The organism is Streptomyces sp. MMG1121 (genome assembly GCF_001280015.1).
Classification (GTDB): Bacteria; Actinomycetota; Actinomycetes; order Streptomycetales; family Streptomycetaceae; genus Streptomyces.
Genome location: NZ_LGDV01000226.1, coordinates 351,995 through 372,731 on the forward strand (window position 1 = coordinate 351,995; position 20,737 = coordinate 372,731).

Annotated in this window: 18 protein-coding genes; 5 read left to right on the forward strand and 13 right to left on the reverse strand. The window is 72.7% G+C overall.

What is annotated here, in order from left to right:
• Positions 1-5 precede the first annotated feature (5 nt).
• Together ADK64_RS34740 and ADK64_RS34745 are read right to left on the reverse strand one after the other, a co-directional pair.
• A complete protein-coding gene (locus tag ADK64_RS34740; RefSeq protein ID WP_053665736.1) occupies positions 6-1,574 on the reverse strand; it encodes a hypothetical protein in 1,569 nt (522 codons plus the stop codon).
• Complete coding sequence (locus ADK64_RS34745; protein WP_234384816.1) at positions 1,571-3,049, reverse strand: hypothetical protein; 1,479 nt, start codon at positions 3,047-3,049, stop codon at positions 1,571-1,573. Before ADK64_RS34745 ends, ADK64_RS34740 begins: the two co-directional genes overlap by 4 nt.
• Positions 3,050-3,255: 206 nt before the next feature.
• On the opposite strand from ADK64_RS34745, the gene ADK64_RS34750 reads away from it, so the two are divergent.
• Positions 3,256-4,236, forward strand: a complete 981-nt coding sequence (locus ADK64_RS34750; RefSeq protein ID WP_053665737.1) for an NAD-dependent epimerase/dehydratase family protein — start codon at positions 3,256-3,258, stop codon at positions 4,234-4,236.
• A 28-nt stretch (positions 4,237-4,264) separates the two neighbouring features.
• A complete protein-coding gene (locus tag ADK64_RS34755) occupies positions 4,265-5,464 on the forward strand; it encodes a glycosyltransferase family 4 protein (protein ID WP_053665739.1) in 1,200 nt (399 codons plus the stop codon).
• A 44-nt stretch (positions 5,465-5,508) separates the two neighbouring features.
• On the opposite strand, the gene ADK64_RS34760 is transcribed toward ADK64_RS34755, so the two are convergent.
• The 3 genes from ADK64_RS34760 to ADK64_RS34770 are packed head-to-tail and all read right to left on the reverse strand — an operon-like array spanning position 5,509 to position 8,632.
• Positions 5,509-6,636 carry a glycosyltransferase gene (locus ADK64_RS34760; RefSeq protein ID WP_053665741.1) on the reverse strand — a complete coding sequence of 376 codons (1,128 nt, stop codon included), beginning with the start codon at positions 6,634-6,636 and terminating at the stop codon, positions 5,509-5,511.
• A complete protein-coding gene (locus tag ADK64_RS34765) occupies positions 6,633-7,217 on the reverse strand; it encodes an acetyltransferase (RefSeq protein ID WP_053665743.1) in 585 nt (194 codons plus the stop codon). The genes ADK64_RS34760 and ADK64_RS34765 overlap by 4 nt, the downstream gene beginning before the upstream one ends.
• A gap of 50 nt (positions 7,218-7,267) precedes the next feature.
• Complete coding sequence (locus ADK64_RS34770) at positions 7,268-8,632, reverse strand: sugar transferase (protein WP_053665838.1); 1,365 nt, start codon at positions 8,630-8,632, stop codon at positions 7,268-7,270.
• A gap of 333 nt (positions 8,633-8,965) precedes the next feature.
• Here ADK64_RS34770 and ADK64_RS34775 point away from each other — a divergent pair, with 333 nt between their 5' ends.
• Complete coding sequence (locus ADK64_RS34775; protein ID WP_078993015.1) at positions 8,966-9,856, forward strand: beta-1,6-N-acetylglucosaminyltransferase; 891 nt, start codon at positions 8,966-8,968, stop codon at positions 9,854-9,856.
• An 84-nt stretch (positions 9,857-9,940) separates the two neighbouring features.
• Here the strand turns inward: ADK64_RS34775 and ADK64_RS34780 are convergent, their stop codons facing one another.
• Entirely contained in the window at positions 9,941-10,435 is a 495-nt protein-coding gene (locus ADK64_RS34780; protein ID WP_053665747.1) for a hypothetical protein, read from the reverse strand.
• A gap of 477 nt (positions 10,436-10,912) precedes the next feature.
• Between ADK64_RS34780 and ADK64_RS46300 the strand changes: the two genes are divergently transcribed.
• The gene (locus ADK64_RS46300; protein ID WP_159046401.1) at positions 10,913-11,089 is read left to right on the forward strand and encodes a hypothetical protein; all 177 of its coding nucleotides are present in this window, start codon (positions 10,913-10,915) and stop codon (positions 11,087-11,089) included.
• A gap of 171 nt (positions 11,090-11,260) precedes the next feature.
• On the opposite strand, the gene ADK64_RS34785 is transcribed toward ADK64_RS46300, so the two are convergent.
• Together ADK64_RS34785 and ADK64_RS34790 are read right to left on the reverse strand one after the other, a co-directional pair.
• The gene (locus tag ADK64_RS34785; RefSeq protein WP_053665749.1) at positions 11,261-12,511 is read right to left on the reverse strand and encodes an FAD-dependent oxidoreductase; all 1,251 of its coding nucleotides are present in this window, start codon (positions 12,509-12,511) and stop codon (positions 11,261-11,263) included.
• Complete coding sequence (locus tag ADK64_RS34790; RefSeq protein ID WP_053665752.1) at positions 12,511-13,860, reverse strand: hypothetical protein; 1,350 nt, start codon at positions 13,858-13,860, stop codon at positions 12,511-12,513. The genes ADK64_RS34785 and ADK64_RS34790 overlap by 1 nt, the downstream gene beginning before the upstream one ends.
• 172 nt (positions 13,861-14,032) lie before the next feature.
• Between ADK64_RS34790 and ADK64_RS34795 the strand changes: the two genes are divergently transcribed.
• Entirely contained in the window at positions 14,033-15,442 is a 1,410-nt protein-coding gene (locus tag ADK64_RS34795) for a glycoside hydrolase family 26 protein (RefSeq protein WP_199829787.1), read from the forward strand.
• On the opposite strand, the gene ADK64_RS34800 is transcribed toward ADK64_RS34795, so the two are convergent.
• From ADK64_RS34800 to murJ, 5 genes are all read right to left on the reverse strand, one after another.
• Positions 15,439-16,557, reverse strand: a complete 1,119-nt coding sequence (locus tag ADK64_RS34800) for a GNAT family N-acetyltransferase (RefSeq protein ID WP_053665756.1) — start codon at positions 16,555-16,557, stop codon at positions 15,439-15,441. The two genes, ADK64_RS34795 and ADK64_RS34800, sit on opposite strands and share 4 nt — an antisense overlap.
• Positions 16,554-17,198, reverse strand: coding sequence for a lipopolysaccharide biosynthesis protein (locus tag ADK64_RS34805; RefSeq protein ID WP_053665759.1), 645 nt, complete (start codon positions 17,196-17,198; stop codon positions 16,554-16,556). Before ADK64_RS34805 ends, ADK64_RS34800 begins: the two co-directional genes overlap by 4 nt.
• Positions 17,195-18,358, reverse strand: a complete 1,164-nt coding sequence (locus ADK64_RS34810; RefSeq protein WP_053665762.1) for a glycosyltransferase — start codon at positions 18,356-18,358, stop codon at positions 17,195-17,197. Before ADK64_RS34810 ends, ADK64_RS34805 begins: the two co-directional genes overlap by 4 nt.
• Positions 18,355-19,116, reverse strand: coding sequence for a polysaccharide deacetylase family protein (locus ADK64_RS34815; protein ID WP_234384818.1), 762 nt, complete (start codon positions 19,114-19,116; stop codon positions 18,355-18,357). Before ADK64_RS34815 ends, ADK64_RS34810 begins: the two co-directional genes overlap by 4 nt.
• Positions 19,100-20,737: murein biosynthesis integral membrane protein MurJ (gene murJ / locus ADK64_RS34820; RefSeq protein WP_053665767.1), on the reverse strand; the 1,638-nt coding region annotated here is incomplete at its 5' end. The genes murJ and ADK64_RS34815, both read right to left, overlap by 17 nt.

Below are 20,737 nucleotides of genomic sequence, written 5' to 3' on the forward strand. Positions count from 1 at the left end.
CGCCGTCATCCCCGGGGGGCCGTGAGTGTGTCGTGCTGCCCCGCGGGCTGCGCGGCCGGCAGGACGCTCGCGGTCCGGGAACGGGGCTTCACGCCGCGGAGCGCGGCGCCGCCGCGCCGCGCGCGTCCGGCGTCGACCACGGCGCCCAGCAGTCGTACGCCGGAGCAGCTGATCAGCTCGCCCATCTGTCTGAGGTCGTCCCGCCGGGTGCCACGTCCGGTGACCACCAGGACACCGCCGACGTGCTGGGTCGTCACCAGCGCGCCCGGGTACTCCAGCAGCGGCCTGCCGGCAATGACCGTGGTGGGCGAACGGGTGTCGGGCGCGTCCTGGTCCGTCTCCCGGGACACGTCGGTGTGCGGGGACCGGCCGGCTCTGCCGCCGGGGCAGAGGGCGAACCGTCCCGCCGAGCCCGCGTCGACAAGGACGCCCCCCTCGGGCAGGGAGGGCTCCGGCTCGGCGCGCTCTTCCGCCGGCACCAGCGGCAGGCGGGCCGCAAGACCGGGCGCGCCGGGGTCGGCGTCCACGAGCACGACCTCCCGTCCGCACTCCGCGAAGGCCGCAGCCAGGTTCGCGGCGACCGCCTCGGCGCCGCCGCCGGCCCGCGGCGCCACCACGAGGAGGCAGCCGGTGCCGCCCGAGAGCCCGGTGCGGACGGCCAGGGACCGATAGGCCTGGGCCCGGGCGCCGCCCGTGCCGCCGACGGCCAGCAGGGCGTCGCCTGCGCGGGGGTCGTGGGGCAGGCTGCCCAGCACGGGCGCGCCCAGGGCGGCCTGGACCTCGCGGGCCGACCGCACCCGGCTGTCGAGGGCCGAGCACAGCCAGGCCAGCAGGATGCCCAGGACGGCGCCGCCGGCCAGACCGAGGACGACCAGCGTGCCCGTCCCGGGACCTGAGGGCAGGGCGGGCGCCGCGCCCGTGCGGACGATGTCGCCACCGCTGGTGTCACGGGAGTTGATCTCGGACACGCGCTTGCGCAGGCTGCCGATCTCGCTCTGTACGGCGGAGGCGGCCGCGCTGTTGTCCGAGTCCTTCGTCGTCTGCCGGGTCAGCGCGGTGATCTGCGTTCTCATGCCGCCGACGGCCCGGTGCACCGCCGCGGCGTTGCGGCTCCTGCGGTCGGCGAGATAGGCCTCGGCGAAGGCGTTGGCGCCGCGCGCCGCGCGCTGGGGGGTACGCGCGGTGAACGCGAAGCGGAGCACCTGGGACTTGGCCGGGTTGGTGACCCGGAGGTGGTCCTGCAGGGCGGTGGCCCGGCTGGCGGGCTGTCCCAGGGTCTGCGCCGCACGGACGGCGACGGCCGCGCTGGCGGCGATCTGCTGCTCCGTGTTCATACTGATCTGGTTGTCGACGGGCACGTTGACCGTGTCGAAGGGGTCGGCGCCGGCGCGGACCAGAACGTCACTGGTGGAGCTGTAGGTGCCGGCGCCGTACAGCGCCATGGCCAGCCCACCGAGCAGCCCCAGGGCGACCCCCAGTGCCATCGCCACCCGGTAGCGAAGGAGCAGGCGCAGTTGGTCACGGAGCTGGTCCGGTTCGCCGAAACGGTCGTCGAAGGGGACGGGACCGGTCACAGGTGGCCTCCTGGGTGAGGAAGTGAGGCGTGCGGGACGGGGGCGGACGGGGCCGCCGGTGAGGCGGGTACGGACACCTGGCGCGTCGACGTGCTGATGAGCAGCGGAACGGTCATCATCAGCAGCATCGGGCCCGTGATGCCGAGCAGGCTTCCGCGCAGGAACATCAACTGGTAGAAGGCGAAGGCGGGGACCAGCAGAGCCGCCAGGGTGCCGCGCCGGTCCGACAGGCGTTCCCGGGCCTCGTCCATACGGCGTCCCGCCGTGCCCAGCAGGCAGAACACGAGGGCCACGGCGGCCGGGCCGGCCCACAGATAGCTCTCGATCCACAGGGGCGCCGACAGGTTGAGGAAGTCGTAACCCGCGTACCGCGCCAGCGCGATACCGGTGTCGTCGGGTTTGTCCGGCCACACCGAGCGCGGCACCATGAAGAGGAGAGGGCCGAGTGCGGACCGGGGGGAGACCCCCTTGTCCCGCGCGTAGTCGAGGCCGGTCTGCACCTGCTGGAAGGCGTCGTAGTCGCCCTTGGCGATGAACTGCTCGGCCATCGACACGACGGCGACCGTCTGCCGGTCGTCGTAGCGGAAGTAGTCGCTGTAGGGAAAGACGACGAGCACCGTGGCGAGAACGGCGCCGGCGAGCGCACGCGAGGCCCGGGGCCGGCACAACCGGTCCGCGTTGAACAGCAGCGTCAGCAGCACCGTGCCGGCCCAGAACCTCGGTTTGCTGATGGGGTTGTTGACGACGATGTTCACGGCGACGAGCAGGGGCAGCAGCAGCCACCGGAGGCCGCGCAGCAGGCGGTCGCCGCCCGGCAGGCGCGGGAGGCGCAGCAGGCCCAACAGGCCCCAGAAGGCGGGCACGGACAGCGACCAGCTTCGCAGAGGCTGCAGGAAGGAGTCCGACGAATCGTTCAGGGCGCCGGTTTCGTGAACGGCCTGGCGGCTGGTGAAGTAGGCGACGACTCCGCCTGGTTGGCCGGGAATCAGCAGCACCGCGAGCGCCAGGGCGAGTCCGCACAGCGCCAGGACGCGCCAGGGCGCGAGGCGGCGGGCGAGCAGCCGTTCCAGTGCGCCGGGCCGGGTGGCACGGGTGACCGCGCCTCGGACGGCGAGGGCCGTTCCGGCACTGTAGGCGAGCAGCCCCAGCTCGACGACCGTCACGGCAGCGAAGGAGGTCTCCTCGCCGGCCCGATAGGGCCAGGGGTAGGTGTCCGAGGTGAGCTGCGCCAGGGGGGCCAGACCGAACCAGATGTAGGAGAACATCCAGAAGCCGAGAGCGACGAGCCGGACCTTGGGTGCGGTCAGCACGCGGGTGAGGGCGCCCCCGGTGTGCGCCACGACGACGCCCTGCAGCAGCAGGGCCGTCGGCACGGGCCCGTGGTGCGGCCGGAGCACCAGCACCGGCAGCATGACGATCAGCACCACGGCCCAGATGCAGACCCCGGGCACACTGCGGGCGCGAGCGTCCCGCACCGGGACGTGGGGGATTTCTGCGGTCGATGAGTGCGACGAGTGCGACGAGTGCGGCCAGTACGGCGAGTGCTTCGGCGGAAACCTCACCGGCAGATGTATAGCGGCCTCCATCCCCTATACGGCATCAGGCGCGCCAATACATGGCAAATCGGACAAACCTTAATACTCTGGGCGCCTCGCATTCCCCTTCACTCGAGGAGCTGTCCATGAACAAGCAGGTCGACGCAGTCGTTGCCGGTGGCGGGGGATTCATCGGCGGGCACCTTGTGGGCGCCCTGCTGGCCCAGGGGTTGACGGTCCGCTCCATCGACGTCAAGCCCCGGCGCGAGTGGTACCAGGTCCACGAGGACGCCGAGAACCTGACCGCGGACCTCTCGCTCCTGGACAGCGCACGCGACGGCGTCCGGGGCGCTCGGTACGTGTACATGCTGGCCGCGGACATGGGTGGCATGGGCTTCATCGAGAACAACAAGGCCGCGTGCATGATGTCGGTGCTCACCAGCACCCACATGCTGCGGGCCGCGCGCGAGGCCGGCGTGGAGCGGTACTTCTACTCCTCCTCCGCCTGTGTCTACGCCGCCGGCAAGCAGACCGATCCGAAGGTCACCGCCCTCAAGGAGGAGGACGCCTATCCGGCGCAGCCGGAGGACGGCTACGGCTGGGAGAAGCTCTTCTCGGAGCGTATGTGCCGTCACTACGCGGAGGACTACGGGTTCACCACCCGCGTCGCCCGCTACCACAACGTCTACGGCCCGCACGGTACGTGGTCCGGCGGCCGGGAGAAGGCCCCGGCCGCGGTGTGCCGCAAGGTGGCCGAGGCCGTGCTCTCCGGTGTCCACCGGATCGAGATCTGGGGCGACGGCCGGCAGACGCGTTCCTTCATGTACATCGACGACTGCCTCAAAGGCACGCAGATGATCACGGAGGGGGGCAGCGGCGTACCGGTCAACCTCGGCTCCTCGGAGCTCGTGACCATCAATCAGCTCGTCGACCTGGTCGAGCGGATCGCGGGCATCCGCTGCGAACGCAGCTACCGGTACGACGCTCCCCAGGGCGTACGCGGCCGCAACTCCGACAACACCCTGATCCGCGAGATCTACGGATGGGAGCCGTCGATCCCGCTGGCGGACGGCCTGGAGAAGACCTACGCCTGGGTCTACGACCAGGTGAAGCGTTCCCAGGGCTGAGGCCCCGGTGCGAGGACACCACGAGCCGATGCGGATCTTCGTTCACGACTACAGCGGTCACCCCTTCCAGGCCCAGCTCAGCCGGGAGCTGGCCCGCCGCGGTCATGCAGTGGTCCACTCGACCTGTACGGCCTACCGCAGCGGCAAGGGCGATCTCGAGTCGGACGTCCCCGGCCTGCGCTTCGTCACCATCGGGGACCGCACGGTGCTGAAGAAGCAGGCCTACGTGCGCCGGCTCTTCCAGGAGAGCCTGCTGGGCATGGAGCTCACCCAGCAGGTGCGGCGTGCGAAGCCCGACGTGGCGCTGTTGTCCAACATGCCGATTCCCACGCTCGTCGTGACCGCGGCGGTGCTGAAGCGGCTCGGCATCCCCTGGGTGCTGTGGCACCAGGACGTCACCGCCGTCGCGCTCAAGAGCTTCGCCGCAGCGGAGGTCGCCGACGCGATGGGCATCGCCGCGAAGGTCTTCGGTGCCGGCGAGAAGTGGGCGGCACGTCAGGCCTCGGCCATCGTGGTGATCGCCGACTCCTTCGTCGAGGTGCACCGGCAGTGGGGCACCGCCGGCAAGGTGACCGTCATCCCCAACTGGGCACCGCTGGACGAGATCGTTCCCGTGGCCCGGGCCAATGCCTGGTCGGACGAGCAGAGCCTGAGCGGCGTGAAGACCCTCCTGTACGCCGGCACGCTGGGCCTGAAGCACAATCCCGTGCTGTTGGTGCGGCTGGTGGAGCGGCTGCGGCAGCGGGGCGAGCGCGTGCGTCTCGTGGTCGTCAACGAGGGCCCGGCCGTGCCCGTCCTCGAACGGGCCGCCGCCGTCCACGGCGTCGAGGTCACGCTGCTGCCCTTCCAGCCCTACCGGCGGCTGCCCGAGGTACTGGGCACCGGTGACGTCCTGGTCGTCCTCCTCGAAGGCGACGCCGGGATGTTCTCGGTCCCCTCGAAGACCCTGTCGTACCTGTGCGCCGGGCGCCCGGTGCTCGGCCTGATGCCTGCCGAGAACCTGGCCGCTGAGCTGCTTCACCAGGCCGGCTCGGCGGTCTTCCCGCCGGCGGAGTCGTCGCTGGAGGACGCCGCCGGCTGGGTCCAGGAGGTGCTGTCCGACCCGGAACACGCCGCGTCGCTGGGCAAGCGGAGCCGCGTCCTGGCCGAGCGGGAGTTCGCCCTGGAGGGCTCCGCCTCCCGCTTCGAGGACATCCTCAAGACGGTGACCGGCGCCTCGGTGCCCTGAGCACCCGGCTGAACCCCCGCCGGGCGCCCGGCGGGGGGGAACGCTCACATCTGTCGTGCGCGCTCTCGGTAGAGGCCCTCCAGCCGATCCACCACCGCGCGGATGGAGAAGACCTCCCTGATCGCCCGGCGCCCGGCGTCGGCCAGTCGGCGGCGCAGAGCTTCGTCGCCGAGCAGCCGGCCCACCGCCTCGGCCAGGGACTCCGGGCTGTCGTCGGTGATCAGCGCCGCCTGTCTGCTTGCCAGTTCCTCCGCGATGCCGCAGCTGTCCGTGCACACCACGGGTGTTCCTTCGGCCAGTGCTTCCAGAACCGTCATGCCGAACGGCTCGTTCACGCTGGGCAGGACGTAGACGGTGGCCTGGCGATAGGCCTCCAGCGCCGCGGAGTGTTCCAGCGCGCCGCCGTAGTGGACCACGTCGGTCAGCCCGCGGTCGGCGATGAGCTGATTCACCTGCCGCAGCGATCCCTCGTCCGTTCCGTGCAGGGTGAAGCGCGCCTCCGGGAACTCCTTGTGGACGAGGGCGGCCATCTCCACGAACGCCTCGGGCCGTTTGCGCGGGTGAAGCCGGGCGAGGAAGAGCACGTGGTGGCCGTCGCGCGGCCGCTCGTCCGGCACCTGACGGGGCGGGGGCATACCGTTGCCCAGCATCATCAGGGGCGGAGCCTTGGGGCCCAGTACCGCGGTCAGGGCCCGCCGCTCCTCCTCGGTGAGCACGAGGCAGCAGCGTGCGCGCCGGAGCAGGGGGACGTAGACGCGGTCGAAGACGCGCGCGGCGATTCCGGTACGGGGCTCCACCATGCCGTGTGTCTGGACGACGAAGTCAGTGCGCCGCATCCGGGCGACGGCGAGTGCGGCCAAGGACACGAGGTCTCTGCCCGCATGCAGGTGGACGGCGTCGGCGCGTCCCATGGCATGCCAGAGATCCCGCAGCAGCAAGGGGTGCATGAGGCCGAGATATCCCTGGCCCGGGACGACGGTCCGCGCCGGGCGGGAGATGAACGGGATGGCGCCGATGCGTCGGGGAGCGGGCGTGCGGCCCCGCCACAACGCCACCAGCTCCACGTCGTGACCCCGTTCGGCCATCTCCTTGAGTTGGGTGACCGCCACGCTCGGCGGGCCTCCGAAGGCCGCGCCTTCGCTGACGAGCGTGACGACCTGGACCACTCTCATGGCCTGATTCCTCTCATGGGTTCGGACGGAGACGTCCCCCTTGGAGCACCGCCGGGCGTGAGGACCAGGCCCGGGGCGAGGTCCTGGTGCGCCACGGCGCCGGCGCCCACCACGGCGCCCCGGCCGATGGTGACGCCTCGCAGCACGACCGCCCGGGCCGCGACCCAACTGCCCGGCTGCAAACGGATGGGGCCGTTGTCGAACTCGAACGTGGCGGAGTGACGCAGATGGCTGCCCGTGCACAGCAGCGCGCTCTGCGAGACGCAGCAGTCGCTGCCGATCGTGACAGGCTCGAGGTTGAGGATCCAGGCGCACTCGCCGATCCACACGTCGTCGCCGACGTCCAGCTTCCACGGCCAGTGCACCCGCACTCCGTGCCGGATCAGCACCCGCTCTCCGATGCGGGCGCCGAAGGCGCGCAGCAGCACCGGACGCCAGCGGGCCGGGAACCACCACTTGACGAAGACGAGGTGGAGGACCGCGAACCAGGCGGCCTGGACGAGCAGGGGCCGCCCCTTGTCGTATCCGGCACCGGTGAAGCCGCGCAGCGACCACGTGGTTCGGACTGTGCGCTGTGCCATGACGCTGTGCCTTTCCCGCAGGGCCACGACGGCCGGAGCAAGCGGTGTGATCAGTAGGCGCCCTGGCCGTTCAGTACCGCGCGCACGGTGCGGGCCATCACGGTGACGTCTCCTGCCAGGGACCAGTTGTCGATGTAGCGCAGATCGAGCGCGACCGTCTCGTTCCAGGAGAGGTTGGATCGTCCGCTCACCTGCCACAGCCCCGTCAGACCCGGTTTGACGGTGAGCCGGCGCCGCTCCACCAGGTTGTACTTGTCGACCTCTTCGGGCAGCGGGGGCCGCGGTCCGACCAGTGACATGTGGCCGAGCAGGACGTTGAGCAGCTGGGGCAGCTCGTCGAGCGAGTAGCGGCGCAGGAAGCGTCCGACGGACGTGACCCGTGGGTCACGGCGCATCTTGAACATGTGCCCGTCGTTCTCGTTCGCCTCTTCCAGCTGGCTCTTGAGCCGGTCGGCACCCACCACCATCGTGCGGAACTTCCACATGGAGAAGTGCCTGTCGTGCTGGCCCACGCGGGTCTGCCGGTACAGGGCAGGGCCGGGTGAGCCGAGCCGCACCCACAGCCCCACGAGGAGAAGTAGGGGGGAGAGAAGGACGATCAGCAGCAGCGCACCCACACGGTCCACGACGGCCTTGAACAGCGCCGGAATGTCGTGGCGCAACGGCGGTGCGACGATGTGCAGCATCGTCAGCCCGGCGGCGGAGGTGGCCCGGAGCCGACGTCGGGCGACGTCGACGATGCCGGGCAGCACGATGAGCGGGCAGCCTCGGTCGTGCAGCGCCCAGGACAGCCGGCGCAGTCGCTCGCCGGACATGGAACGGCTCACGGCCACGAAGGTCACATCGGCGGCCAGTTCGTCCACGGCGCCCAGTACGGCCGGCGCGTCCGTCTCGGGTGTCCGAGGCGCTTCGCCGGCCAGCCGTACGCATACGGCGACGCCCGAGGAGACCGGGTCCTCGCCCACCGCACAGGCGCCGACGATGACGTATCCGTGGTCGGTGCGCTGGGCGAGCTGCGCGACCACGGCGTCGACCAGAGGGCCCTCACCGACGACGAGGACGCGGCGCAGTGTACGGGCGTCCCTCCAGGCGGCCCGCAGATGACGGCGGATCACCTCCTGACAGGTCGCGGTGAGGACCAGCGCGGGCAGGAGTGCGGTGAAGGCCTCGATGGGGACGCTGTTCAGACCGCACAGCACGCGGAGCGTGGCCAGGGCACCGACCAGCACCAGCCAGTCCCTCAGGACGTCCCGCAGACCGACCCCGTCGGTCCAGACCCCGGAGGCGTAGCGCTTTCCCGCCAGTCCGATCAGCGGCCACAACACGGCGGCGGCAGCCGCCAGGCGCAGCGGGTGCGGCTCCCGGACGTGGATGATCGCCGCCGCGACCGGCAGCGCCGCGCCGGCCAGATCCACGCAGACGGAGAGCGGGCGGTACCAGCGAGCCCGCGTGCCCTCGCGGTGAACAGTTTTGCAGGGCGGGGAGTAGGACGCCTGCCCGGACATCGCGTTGGTGGACCGCCCCATGGCTCTCCTTAGCAGCCTCAGTCGCTCATCGGCCACTACTTATATCAGTCAAACTTCATAAAACCATGTCTTTCCGTACGTTGATCCGCTTTGCGGTTGCCCGTGATGACACGTAACGGGCAGAGGTCGCAAAACCGGAATGAACAGATGGAATGCGTATAGTGCGGGCACGGTGGGGAACAGTGCGCAGGCGATCGCAGCGAAACCCGCGAGGAGAGAAGGATGCCGGTATTTGCCGTGCTCGCCCACACCGAGCCCGGGCTGTTCGCCCGGCTGGTCGAAAGGCTGGCGCCCTACCCCGTGGTCGTCCATGTGGACGCCCGGTCGCGAGGTGACGACTTCGCGGGGGCGCCTCGCACCACGTGCGTCCGCGACCGGGTCGCTGTCCGATGGGGAGGTTTCTCGGTCGTCCGCGCCATGCTGGCTCTGTACCGCACGGCGCTGGAGTTCGCGCAACCGTCGGATCACATCGTCCTGCTGTCCGGGCAGTGCTATCCGGCCCGGCCGGTGGCCGAATTCGCCGACTATCTCGCTACGGTCCCGTTCCGGCAGCACTGCCGCACGGCACCGCTGCTCGACGGCGCGGCTGCCGAGGGCCGAGTCCTCAAGCGGTGGTGTTTCGACGCTTTTCCCATCGGACCGGGCCCGGCCTACCTCGCCCGCGCCGTGCTGCGGAGGGGGATCTCGGAGTTGACCCCTCGACGCAGGCCTTCGGTGTTCGGTGACGTCGAGCCGGTGTCGGGGAGCCAGTGGACGGCGCTGACCGCCGACTGCGTCGCGGACCTGCTGGGCAAGGCCGAGGACCCCCGCTGGGAGAACCTGTTCCGTACGACGCTCGCACCGGACGAGATGTTCTTCCACACGCTTCTGTGGAACAGCGGCTGGCGGGAGGAGGTGGAGGATCCGGTACTCCGGCCGAGGGCCGGCCGCATCACCTCTGACCTCACCAACTTCCACTACGTGGACCGAATGCTCATGGGCACCAGGACACTTGCCGATCTCCCGGCGATCGAAGCCTCCCGGATGTACTTCGTCCGCAAGGTCGCCTCACCGCGGTCGGCAGAACTGCTCGACGCCCTCGACGCTCTCGGCGCCCTCGACGGACGAACGTGACCTGACGTCCACCGGGACGAACGGGAGACGGCCGCGGAAGGGAAGCGGCGGGTGCCGGACGCGAGGCGTCCGGCACCCGGTTGACTACTTCTGGGACGCGGCCCGGCGGCCCCGCCGGTACAGGACGGTTCCGGCGGCCAGCAGGGCCCCGCTGGCGGCCAGGGCGGTGAGGGTCTCCTCCGTGCCGGTCCGGGCCATCTCGGGAGGCTGGTGCGCCGGCGGCCGGGTGTCGTGGTGATGCACCGGCGGGGTGACGTGGCGCTGCGGTGGCTTCGGCGCGGGCTCTTCGTCGGAGCCTCCGGGGGAGGGTGGTTGGCTCGGTTCGTCGGCGCCGTAGCCTCCGGGGGAGGGCGGTTGGCTCGGTTCGTCGTCGCCGTAGCCCCCGGAGGAGAACTGGTAACTCGGCTTCGTCGTGTCGGTGGAGGCACCGCTGCCGGGGGAATCGCCGGTGGTGTGAGCCGGGACCGAGGACTCCTCTGCCGTCCTGGTCGCCATCTGCGTCGCGCTTTCCGCGCGCTCGATGGCCTGGCCGGCGTTTGCCTCACCCGGGAAGTCCCGCTGATCCGTGTTTCCGGACATCGAAGCGAATGAGTCGGCTCCTGTCACCCGCGGACCGGAGTCCGCGAATGCCCATGAGCCGCAAAGAGTCAGGGTGCTTGTCGCGGCGGCCGCCACGATCAATCCCTTGCTCAGGGTCTGTCGCACTCTCTTGTCTTTCCTCTCGGAAGGATTCGGAAGCCGGCCCCTGGAGCCAGGGAAGGGGATGCTCCTCAGCGGGCCGTGGGCTGTTGTTCCGCGCGGTCGTCGCAGGGGCGTATGTCGCCCGGATATGCCGCCCGTTCACACGTGTCAGGACGTGCAGACTGTGAACGAGATATGGAGCCCGAAGAAACTCGGATGCGTGAAACGCCGGGGAATTCACCCGGTTGCCCGTCCGGCCCGGCAGCTGTAATTCTTGATCGCCGAGGCGTCCGTGCAGGTCAGCAGGTACCTGCGGGTGTGGGAACGGCCGCCGTGATCATGAGCGTTTGTGATGATGTTCAACGATCAGGTGCCGTGGAGGCCACGACGGCCGAGGTGATGCTGACGGAACTGGAGCGGTGCAACTGCTGGACGCTCGCCCATGTGCTCGGCCATGACGGGCCCTACCGGCGGCAGCGAGTCCACTCCGCCCAGGCGCGGTGGCGGCGAGCACCGCCGGACGCCACCGCCCCTCCCGCACACGGGTGGTGACGCCCGGACCGTGCTCGCGACCTCGGCCGACCGTGCCGCGCTGATCGCGGCCGGCACGGTCATGTACCGGCGCGGCCGGGTTGCTTCCCGCCGACAGCACGCCGGGTGCGGGAGCCGACCGCCCGGCAGCCGGCCCGCGCCACGACGAACCCGCGGCCGGCCGGCGGCCCGTCACGGCAACGGCGCCTCCAGCAGCAGCGCGGTCGCCGCCGGCGACGGCACCCGCGGCGGAGCGTCCCACAGCCGGCGCCGTACCCCGCGTACCAGCGTGCCCGCCGTGAACGTCGCGCCGTGCACGAAGCGCATCGCCGGGCCGAAGCCCGTGGCCGTGACCAGACCGGCCAGGAACAGCCCGGGGTACGACGACTCGAACTCCGGCCCCACCTCCGGCGCCCCGTCGGCGCCCGCCGCCAGCAGTGCGCGCAGCTCGGGGGCGAGCGGTCGCAGCCGGTCCCGGGTGGCCCTGAAGCCGGTCGCCGCGATCACGTGCCCGGTGCGCAGCGACTGTGCCCCGTGGCTGCCCGCCGTCTCCAGCCGCAGCCCGTCCGGCACTTCACGGGCCGTCACGATCTCCCGGCCGAGCAGCACTTCCACCCGGTGCTCGATCCGCTCGCGCACCCACCAGGCGCCCGCCGGGCCGAGCGCACCGGCCGCGATCCGGGTCCGGGTCCCCTCCGGCAGCCGTCGGAACAGGCCGGGCCGCTCGGCGTAGAACCAGTTCCGCCAACCGGGGCCGAGGCCGCTGTGCGGGGTGCGGGCCGCCCGCCACCAGGGGCGCTCCCAGGGCGGCGGCACGTCGTTCCAGCACAGTCGGTCCGCGCGGGCCAGCACCCGTACCCGGGTGCCCTGTTCGGCGAGGAGCGCGGCCGTCTCCAGGGCCGCCTGGCCGCCGCCGACGACGGTGACGTCCTGGTCGCGGAAGCGGTCGAGGTCGGCGTGGTGGCTGCTGTGCGAGACCAGCGCCGGGGGCAGACGGCGCAGGGGTCCGGGGATCTCGGTGAACGGCAGCACGCCCACGGCCAGTGCGACCGTGCGCGCGCCGAGCGTCTCGCCGTCCTCGGTGACGGCCTCGAAGCCGCCGGTGCCGGGCGCGACCCGGGTCACCGTCCGCTCGTCGACCTCGAGTACGGCGTTGCGCGCGAACCACAGCCCGTACTCGGCGAACACCTCCAGCGGGAGCGGCTCGGCGTGCCGGACCGGCAGGCCGCGGAAGGCGCAGTAGACGTCGAGCCGCCAACGCCCTTCCGGATCGGAGAGGTTGGACGCCCAGGGTTCGGACTTCAGGAACATGCCGCGGGGCATGTGATCGCGCCAGGACGCCATGGGCCGGCCGAGGACGCGGACGCTCAGCCCGGCCGCCGCGGCGTGCGAGGCGATGGACAGCCCGTACGGGCCGGCGCCCACCACCAGCAGGTCGTACATCAGCAACTGCTCGCTTTCTCGTCGTCGCGGAAGTCGTCGGTGAGGCGGGCGGGCGGGGCGAGAGGGTCGTCCGGGGCGCCCGCCTGGTGCACCAGGAGCGGTGCCGCGGCCGGTGCGCGGGAGGTGCGGCGACCCGGGCGGTCGGCGAGCAGGCGGGCGAGGAGGCCGACGAGGAGGCCCACGGGGCGGCGTACGAGCCGGCGCGCTGCGTGGCGGCACCACAGTGCCCACATCACGCGGCCCGGCGCCGGGTCGTCCGCCGCGTGCCAGGCCAGCTCCCGGCCCCGGGACGCGGGCCGCAGCACGGTCAGCGGCGCGTAGTTCTCCACGACGAACTCGCGCCCGGGCAGCGGCATCCCCGTCGGCAGCGGACGCTGGGTCAGGTCCAGGTGCAGGGCCCGTACGACGTCCAGACCGGCGCTGTCCGTGAACAGCCGGAACTGGGCGCCGGGGCGCGGGTTGAAGTCCAGCAGGTGGTAGCGGCCCGTGCTGCCGCAGCGGCGGAAGTCCAGGTCGAAGACGCCCCGGTAGCCCAGGTCGCCGGTGAGCTGTTCGGCCAGCGCCCGCACCTGTGCGTTGGGCGCCCACTGGCCGACCGCGGTCAGACCCGCGCCGCGCGGCCAGGCCAGGTGCTTGCGGCCGGGGCCGCCGGCGCGGACGGCGCCGGTGCGGTCGACGTACCCGTGGAAGAACCAGTCGCGGTCCGGACCCGGCGGCAGGAACGTCTGGAGCAGCAGCGTGCTGCCCGCCTCCCCGGCGCGCAGGAACAGCTCCCGGGCCTCGCGGGCCGAGCGCACCAGCGCGGTCGAGCGCAGCCCGCTGCCGGCCGGTACCAGCCAGGGCCGGCTCCACTTGGCCACCAGCGGCAGCCCCAGCCGCCAGGCGGCCGCCGCGGCGTCCTCGGCGCTGTCCGGGATCAGGGTCACCGGGTGCGGGATGCCGGTGGCGGCGCACAACTCGGCCAGCTCCGCCTTGTCGGCGACGCGTTCGGGCAGCGCGTCGGGCTGCTGCGGCAGCAGATAGGCGGGCGTCAGTTCTTCACGCAGCCGTCCGGCGGCGATGGCGCTCGCGTCGTCCAGCGGGATCAGCACCGCCGGACGCGCCACGCGGGCCGCGACCCGGTGCAGGGCGGCGGCGATCTCGCCGGTGGACGCGTCGGGGCGCGGCGGGGGATGCAGTTGATGGACGAATCGCGACGTGCGTACGGGGCTGCCCGTGGAATCGGCGACGACATGCACCTCCACTCCCGCTCTGCCCAGCGAACGCACGGCGCCGAGCGTGCCGTGATGAAAAGGGTTCCGGTCGATCCGCAGCAATACCGCGGGGACCCGGATGTCCAGCAGCGACACGGGTGTTTCTCCTCCTCCGTTCGCCCGTGCGGGGGTTCGGGCAACCTGAAAGCCGTAACCGCACTGGCGGAATTCGTATCGATATGACTGTGTGTCAGTAAGAGAAAACGCAGAGCGGGGAAGCGGTCGAGCGGAGAGTCGCGTGGAGAGTCGAGTGGAGAGAGGAGCGGGCATGGCAGCACAGCGGAGCAGAGCCCGCACCCGGCGGTTGGCCGTGGTGGCGGTGGCGGCCGTCGCGTCGGTCACCCTGGCGGTCGGCCCGGGATTCGCCGTGGTCCCGGACACCCCGACCCCCGTCACCCCGGCCCCGGACACTCCGGTTCCGGGCGCCTCGGTTCCGGTCGCCCCGGCCCCGGTCGCCCCGGCCCCGGTCACTCCGGTTCCGGTCACTCCGGCCGCGGCCGTCCCGGCTCCGACCGTCCCGGCTCCGGTCACTCCGGCCGCGGTCGTCCCCGCTCCGGTCACTCCGGCTCCGGCCGTCCCGGTCCCGGTAGTTCCGGCTCCGGTCACCCCGGCTCCCGAGCCCGTCAAGGCCGTGGCACCGCCCTTCGGGGCGTTCCTCGACTCCGGGCGGCTCGGGGTCGCCCGGATGGCAGGGCTGAGCCACTGGCTGGGCGGGACCGAGCTGAAGGTCGCCCACACGTATCTGCCCGGCGCTCGCTGGGCGGACATCGAGGGCCCGCCCGGCTTCCTGGACGTGTGGGCGCACTGGCGGCGCGGCAAGCCCGACCGGACGCTCGTGCTCAACGTGCCGATGCAGCAGCACAACGAGGACCACGTCTCCGACGCCGGAGTGGGGTGGCTGCTGCGGCAGGGCGCGAGGGGCGTGTTCGACCAGCACTTCAAGGCCCTCGCCGAGCGGCTGGTGGAGCTGAAGGTGCCGGACACGGTGATCGTGCTCGGCTGGGAGATGAACGGCACCACCTACACGCATCGCTGCGGACCGGCCCCGGAGAGCTGGAAGAAGTACTGGAACAGGATCGTCACCACCATGCGTGCGGTGCCGGGCCAGAAATTCCGGTTCGATTTCACGCCGAGCCGCGGCCGGGACGCCGTGCCCTGGACGGAGTGCTATCCGGGTGACAGCACGGTCGACATCATCGGTATGGATTCCTACGACCAGCCGACGGGGCTGTCCTTCGACGAACAGGTGAAGGAGCCCTACGGTCTGCAGGCGCAAGTGGATTTCGCGAAATCCCACGGCAAGCCCATTTCCTACCCGGAATGGGGACTCTTCCGCAACGGTGACGACGCCGCGTACATGAAACGCATGCTCGCCTGGATCGACGAGCACAAACCGGTCTACAACACGCTGACCGACTACTGCCCGCACGGTGTGTGGCAGTGCTCGAACAACCCCGAGTCGTCGCGGATCTACCGCACCGCCCTGTACGGCCTCCCCGAGAAGCCGGTCCCGGCACCCACGGCACCCACCCCCACGCCGACCCCCACGCCGACCCCGACGCCGACCCCCGTCAAGCCCCCGGCCAACTGCTCGCCGGTGGATCTCGGCGACTGGGTCGAGTACTGGCTCGGCGGAAAGCTCTGCGTCCGTTTCGACTGGTGGTCGCGCAACGGCTAGCCCTGCCGGCGTTCTCTCCACCGGTGCAGCACCTCCTTGCCCCGTTGCCGGGCGGCCGCGTGGCACAGCGCGGCCGTCAGCAGCGGGGCGGTGCGCCGCCGGGCCATGAGCAGACGTCGGTTGGCGACAGGTTCGGGCCGCCAGTGGTGCTTGTACGGCTCGTCGCCGCGCAGCAGGCTCAGCGTGCCGCGCCCGCCCGCGCCGGTGTGCTCGGCACACGCGTCCAGCATCATCACGGCCACGTCCGCCTTGCGTTCCCGCAGGTCCGGGTGGGCGCCGTAGAGATAGCCGCCGGCGAGGCTGCGGGACAGCAGGGTCAGGTCGACGGCCACCACCTCGCCGTCGATCCGGAACTCGGTGACCGCCGCGCTGCCCGCACGGACCATCGGGCCGGCCGCGCGCACCAGATGGGCGCGGAAGCGGGGCTGGAGGTGCTCGGTCGTCACCTTCCGCCCCTGCCACTGCAGCCGGTGCAGCTCCAGCAGCCGGCCGAGGGCCGAGTCCACCTCCTCCGGCTCGACCACCCGCCGCTCCACGCCCAGCGACCCGAGCTTGCGCAGCTTGGCCCGCACCCGCTGCTGGGCCTTGTTCGAGGGCAGCCGGGCCACCAGGGCGTCCATGGGCACGGCCGGCAGCTCCAGGCACAGGGAATCGGCCACCGTGCGGCGCGGCCCACGCCAGCGGTCGTAGACCCGCTCCACCGCGCCGCCCGGCCGCACCTCGCGGAAGTCGACCAGCGACGTACGGGCCGCGTCCGCCAGGGCCGCCGTGAGCGCGCCGGCCGCGCGCCCGTCGTCGGCGTCGTCCAGCAGCACGTCCGCGTAGTCGGAGATCGCCCCGCCGAGCGGCACCAGTGCGGGCAGCGGCCGGCGGACCAGCATCAGCGGCGCGGCGGCCACCAGTTCGCCACCGGCGCGCACCAGCAGCAGCCGGAGCCGGCCGCGCGTGCCGTACGACAGCCACCACGAGTGCAGCCAGGGGTGGCTCTGGAACGGGGTCGCGGCGGCGCACCGCCCGTACAGCCGCCCCCAGGCCGGGGCCAGACAGGCGAACGCCGTCTCGTCGGTGACGAGTTCCGTGGTGTACGCCGGACGCCCCGGGTACGTCGCCGTCACCGGGCGCCGTGCGCGTCGGCGGCGACGGCCGGACCGGGCACCGAGGCCGGGCGCCCGGCCTCCTCCGCGGGCCGGCGCCGCGGCCGTACCAGCAGCCCGAGCCCGCCGAGCAGCCCGCCCGCGCTCGCCCCGACCAGCCCGGTCACCTTGGCGGACGCCGAGGCCGGCGCGGTCGGCTTCACCGCGCGGGAGAACTCCAGGAGTTCGACGTGCGTGTCGTCCTTGGCGTCGTCGGCGTGCCGGGTGAGCGCACGGGCCACCGCGTTGGCCATGTCGGTGGCATCGGCCGGGTGCGTGGAGGTGGCGGAGACGGCGATCATCGGGGCGTCCGGCGAGGTCGCGGTGCGCACGCTGTCGCGCAGGGTGCGCACCGGCACCCCGGCCCACATCTGCGCGTCGGCGAGCACCGCGAGCTGCGTGGCGACCCGGCCGTAGGCCTGCGCGAAGCCGGTGGCGGAGGCGGTGTCGGACTTGTCGGTGGGGACCGCGATGACATAGCTGGTCGCCGTGTACGTCGGCGGCTTCAGTTCGCCGTACGCGCCGCCGAGCAGCCCGCCCGCGAGCACCCCGGCCGCCACCAGCGACCAGGGCGGGAGCGCGCGCACGCGGGAGGGGCGGGAGGGGCGGTTGTTGTCGGTCATGAGGGGCTTGCTCCCTGTTGGACGGGGATGTGGACGGGGGTGTGCGGGGCCGCGAGCGCCGAGGCGTAGACGTCCATGAGCCGGGCGGCGCTGCGGGTGATGCAGTAGTGGCGGGCGGCCTCGGGGGCGGTGCGCGGGCCGGGGCCGGCGGCGCGGACCTCGGTGAGGGCGCGGGCGTAGGCGTCGGCGTCGCACGGGACGCGCAGCGCGTCCGGGGCGGCCTCGGGCGGCAGGTCCTGGAGGGCCGGGCAGGAGGTGTAGCGCACCGGCAGCCCGGCCGCGAGCGCTTCCACGACCGCGAGCCCGAACGCCTCCTCGGCGGACGGCGCGGCGAGCACGTCCATCGCCGAGGCCAGCGCGGGCAGGTCCGGGCCGGGCGCACCGTCGGCGACGTACGGCCGCTCGCCCGCGAACAGCACCCGCTCGGCCACCCCGGCCGCCTGCGCGGCCCGCCGCAGCGGGCCTTCCTCCGGCCCCCCGCCGACCAGCAACAGCCGGTAGTCGTACGGGAGTTTGGCCAGAGTGCGGATCAGGACGTCGAAGCGTTTGCCGGGGGCGAGGCGGCCGACGGCGCCGATGACGAACGCGTCGGCGGGCAGGCCGAGCCGCTCGCGGGTGCGCCGCCGGGCCGCCGGGTCGTAGGCGAACCGGGCCAGGTCGATGCCGTTGGGCACGACCGCGACGCGCGGTGCGGGCACGCCCCAGCGGGTGAGCCGGTCGGCGACCGTGGGCGAGACGGCGACCGTGGACCGGCCGAGCCGCTCGCCCAGCAGATACAGCCCGCGCACCCCCGCGGTGAGTGGCCGGCCCTCCAGCTGTACGTCGCCGAGGGAGTGCTCGGTGGCGACGACCGCGCGGACCCCGGCCAGCCGGGCGGCGATCCGGCCGTACAGACAGGCCCGGTACAGATGGGTGTGCACGAGGTCGTAGCGGCCGCGCCGGATGATCCGGGCCAGCCGGGGCAGGGCGGCCAGATCGCGGTTGCCGGTCATGCCGAGGTGCGTCACCCGCACCCCGTCGGCGGCGAGCCCGGCGGCCACCGGACCGGGGTTGGTGAGCGTCACCACATCGCACTGCACCGGCAAGTGCCGTACGAGAAGCCGGAGTTGCTGCTCGGCGCCGCCGACGCCGAGCCCGGTGATGATGTGCAGCGCCTTCACCGCAGCCCCTCGACCGGTCGGCGGCGCAGCCGGTGCAGCCGGTACTTCAGGAACAGGCGTACGGCGTGGTCGTTCTGCCCGATGTGCACGCGCGGCAGGACGTGCGGGCCGTTCAGCCCGCCGGGGTCGATGGCGCAGGCGTAGCCGTACCCGGCCGCGCGTACGGCCTCCACGGCGCGCCGGTCGACCGTGCCGTACGGATAGCAGAAACCGGCGACGGGGGAGCCGGTCAACTCCTCCAGCAGGGCGCGGCTCTCGGCGGTCTCGTCCCGCAGTCGCGCGTCGTCGGCCCGTGTGAGGTCCACATGGGTGAGGCCGTGCGAGCCGATCTCGATGCCCGCGGCGGCGGCGCGCCGGATGCCGTCGGCGCTCAGCAGGGGTCGGCGCGGGCCCAGCGGGTCCCAGGCGTTGTCGCCGCCGAGCCGTCCGGGCAGCACGAACAAGGTGGCCGTGCACCTCCAACGGGTCAGCACCGGAAGGGCGTTGACGGTGAAGTCGGCGTACCCGTCGTCGAAGGTGAGGCCCACCAGGTACCGCCCCTCGCCCCGTGCGCGGGCGGCGAGCAGCTCGGCCACGGACACGCCCCGCAGCCCCCGCCGGCGCAGCCAGCGCAGCTGCCGCTCCAGCCGGGCGGGGGTGACCGTGATGCGGTACGGGTCCTCGGAGCGGTCGCCGACCGAGTGGTACATGGCGATCCAGGGGGCCGGGCCGGGGCTGGCCGGGTGGAGCGGGGCGGGGGTCTCAACGCAGGAGGGCATGGGCGAGCCTTCGGGTCCGGGTGCGTACGGTACGGAGGGCGGCGGTGCAGCCCCGGTCGCCCAGGGCGCCGCCGAGCAGGACGAACACGACGGTCACGGTGGCGCCGCCGGCGGCGAGTCCGGCGAGCGGCGACGCGGGCGTGCGGCCGACGACTGCACCGGCCAGGGCGGCGACCCCGGCCGCCCGCAGCGGCCGGCTCAGCTCGCGCAGCACGACCGGCGTGCGGATCGGCACGTTGCGGACCCCCATGCCGGCCAGCAGCAGGGCGGCGGTGACGGTGATGCCGGCGGCGTTGGCGGCGGCGATCCCGGTGACCCCCGAGGTGCCGACCGTCCGGGCGCCGAGCCAGGACGTCACGACGATCCCGGCGGCCATCGCGCCGACCGGGTACCAGGTGGCGCGGCCCGCCGAGAAGTAGGAGCGGACCAGGATGCCGGTGAGCGTCTGGCCGAGCAGGCCGAGCGCGTAGACGCGCATCACGCCGGCGGTGGCGGCGGTGTCCTGGGCGGTGAACGCGCCGCGCTGGAAGAGGAGCTGGATCAGCTGCGGCGCACAGGCCACCACCGCGGCGGCGCCGAGCAGCACCAGGGTGGCGCCCACCGCCAGATCCCGCTCCACCCGGGTCCGGGCCCGCTCGGTGTCGCCCTCGGCGAGCGCCCGCGCGACCACCGGGAAGGTGACCGTGCACAGCATCATCGACAGCGTCATCGGGATCTGGGCGACCTTCTGCGCGTAGTTCAGGTGCGAGATCGCCCCGGCGGGCAGGGTGGAGGCGAGGAACCGCTCGATGAGCACCTGCGACTGCCGGCACAGCGCGAACAGCAGCACGGTCGCCATGAGGGGCACGTCCAGAGCCCGTACGCCGACCACGGCCGCGGAGGCCGCACCCGTCGTACTGCGCCCAGGGGCCCGCAACTCGCCGATCAAGGACGGAAGTTGGATGAGAACCATCAGGAACCCGCCCGCCGCGACCCCGAGCGCCGCCGAGCGCACGCCCCACAGGCCGCCGAGCGCGTGCATCGCCGTGATGATGCCGAGGTTGTAGGCGATGTAGATCGCGGCCGGGGCCAGGAAGCGGCGGTGGGCGCGCAGGGCCGCGCTGCAGTATCCGGCGAGGCCGAAGCCGAGCACGCAGCTGGCGGTGAGCCGGGTGCAGTCCACGGCGAGCCCCGGATCGGGCAGCCCCGGCGCGAGCGCCGCCACGAACTGCGGCGCGGCCAGCGCGAGCAGCCCGCCCACGGCGGTGAACGCCAGCGCCAGCCGCGGCAGCGTACCGGCGACCAGCGACCGCACCGGGTCCCCCGGAGCACCCTGGGCACGGCGGGCCAGCGCCCTGCTGAACGCCGGGACCAGCGCGAACGCCAGCCCGTCCTCGATGAGCAGCGTGGCCGCGAACTCCGGCACGGTCCAGGCGACCAGAAACGCATCGGTGTCCTGCCCGGCCCCGAACAGCCGAGCCAACGACTGATCCCGCACCAGCCCGAGCAGGGCCGCCACGACAGAGAGACAGGCAGTGACCAACGCGGCCCGCGCAAGGAAACGACGGGTGGGCGGGGTGTGGTCGGGGGAGGGCGGCGCGGGGGTGGTGCCGGTGGTGGTGTGTGTGACGGGGGTGGGTTC

Bases quoted from the DNA above. Each gene is read 5' to 3' on its own strand.
- ADK64_RS34750 (WP_053665737.1), top strand. From the start codon at position 3,256: ATGAACAAGCAGGTCGACGCAGTCGTTGCCGGTGGCGGGGGATTCATC.
- ADK64_RS34755 (WP_053665739.1), top strand. From the start codon at position 4,265: ATGCGGATCTTCGTTCACGACTACAGCGGTCACCCCTTCCAGGCCCAG.
- ADK64_RS34760 (WP_053665741.1), bottom strand. From the start codon at position 6,636: ATGAGAGTGGTCCAGGTCGTCACGCTCGTCAGCGAAGGCGCGGCCTTC.
- ADK64_RS34765 (WP_053665743.1), bottom strand. From the start codon at position 7,217: ATGGCACAGCGCACAGTCCGAACCACGTGGTCGCTGCGCGGCTTCACC.
- ADK64_RS34775 (WP_078993015.1), top strand. From the start codon at position 8,966: ATGCCGGTATTTGCCGTGCTCGCCCACACCGAGCCCGGGCTGTTCGCC.
- ADK64_RS34780 (WP_053665747.1), bottom strand. From the start codon at position 10,435: ATGTCCGGAAACACGGATCAGCGGGACTTCCCGGGTGAGGCAAACGCC.
- ADK64_RS34785 (WP_053665749.1), bottom strand. From the start codon at position 12,511: ATGTACGACCTGCTGGTGGTGGGCGCCGGCCCGTACGGGCTGTCCATC.
- ADK64_RS34795 (WP_199829787.1), top strand. From the start codon at position 14,033: ATGGCAGCACAGCGGAGCAGAGCCCGCACCCGGCGGTTGGCCGTGGTG.
- ADK64_RS34805 (WP_053665759.1), bottom strand. From the start codon at position 17,198: ATGACCGACAACAACCGCCCCTCCCGCCCCTCCCGCGTGCGCGCGCTC.
- ADK64_RS34815 (WP_234384818.1), bottom strand. From the start codon at position 19,116: ATGCCCTCCTGCGTTGAGACCCCCGCCCCGCTCCACCCGGCCAGCCCC.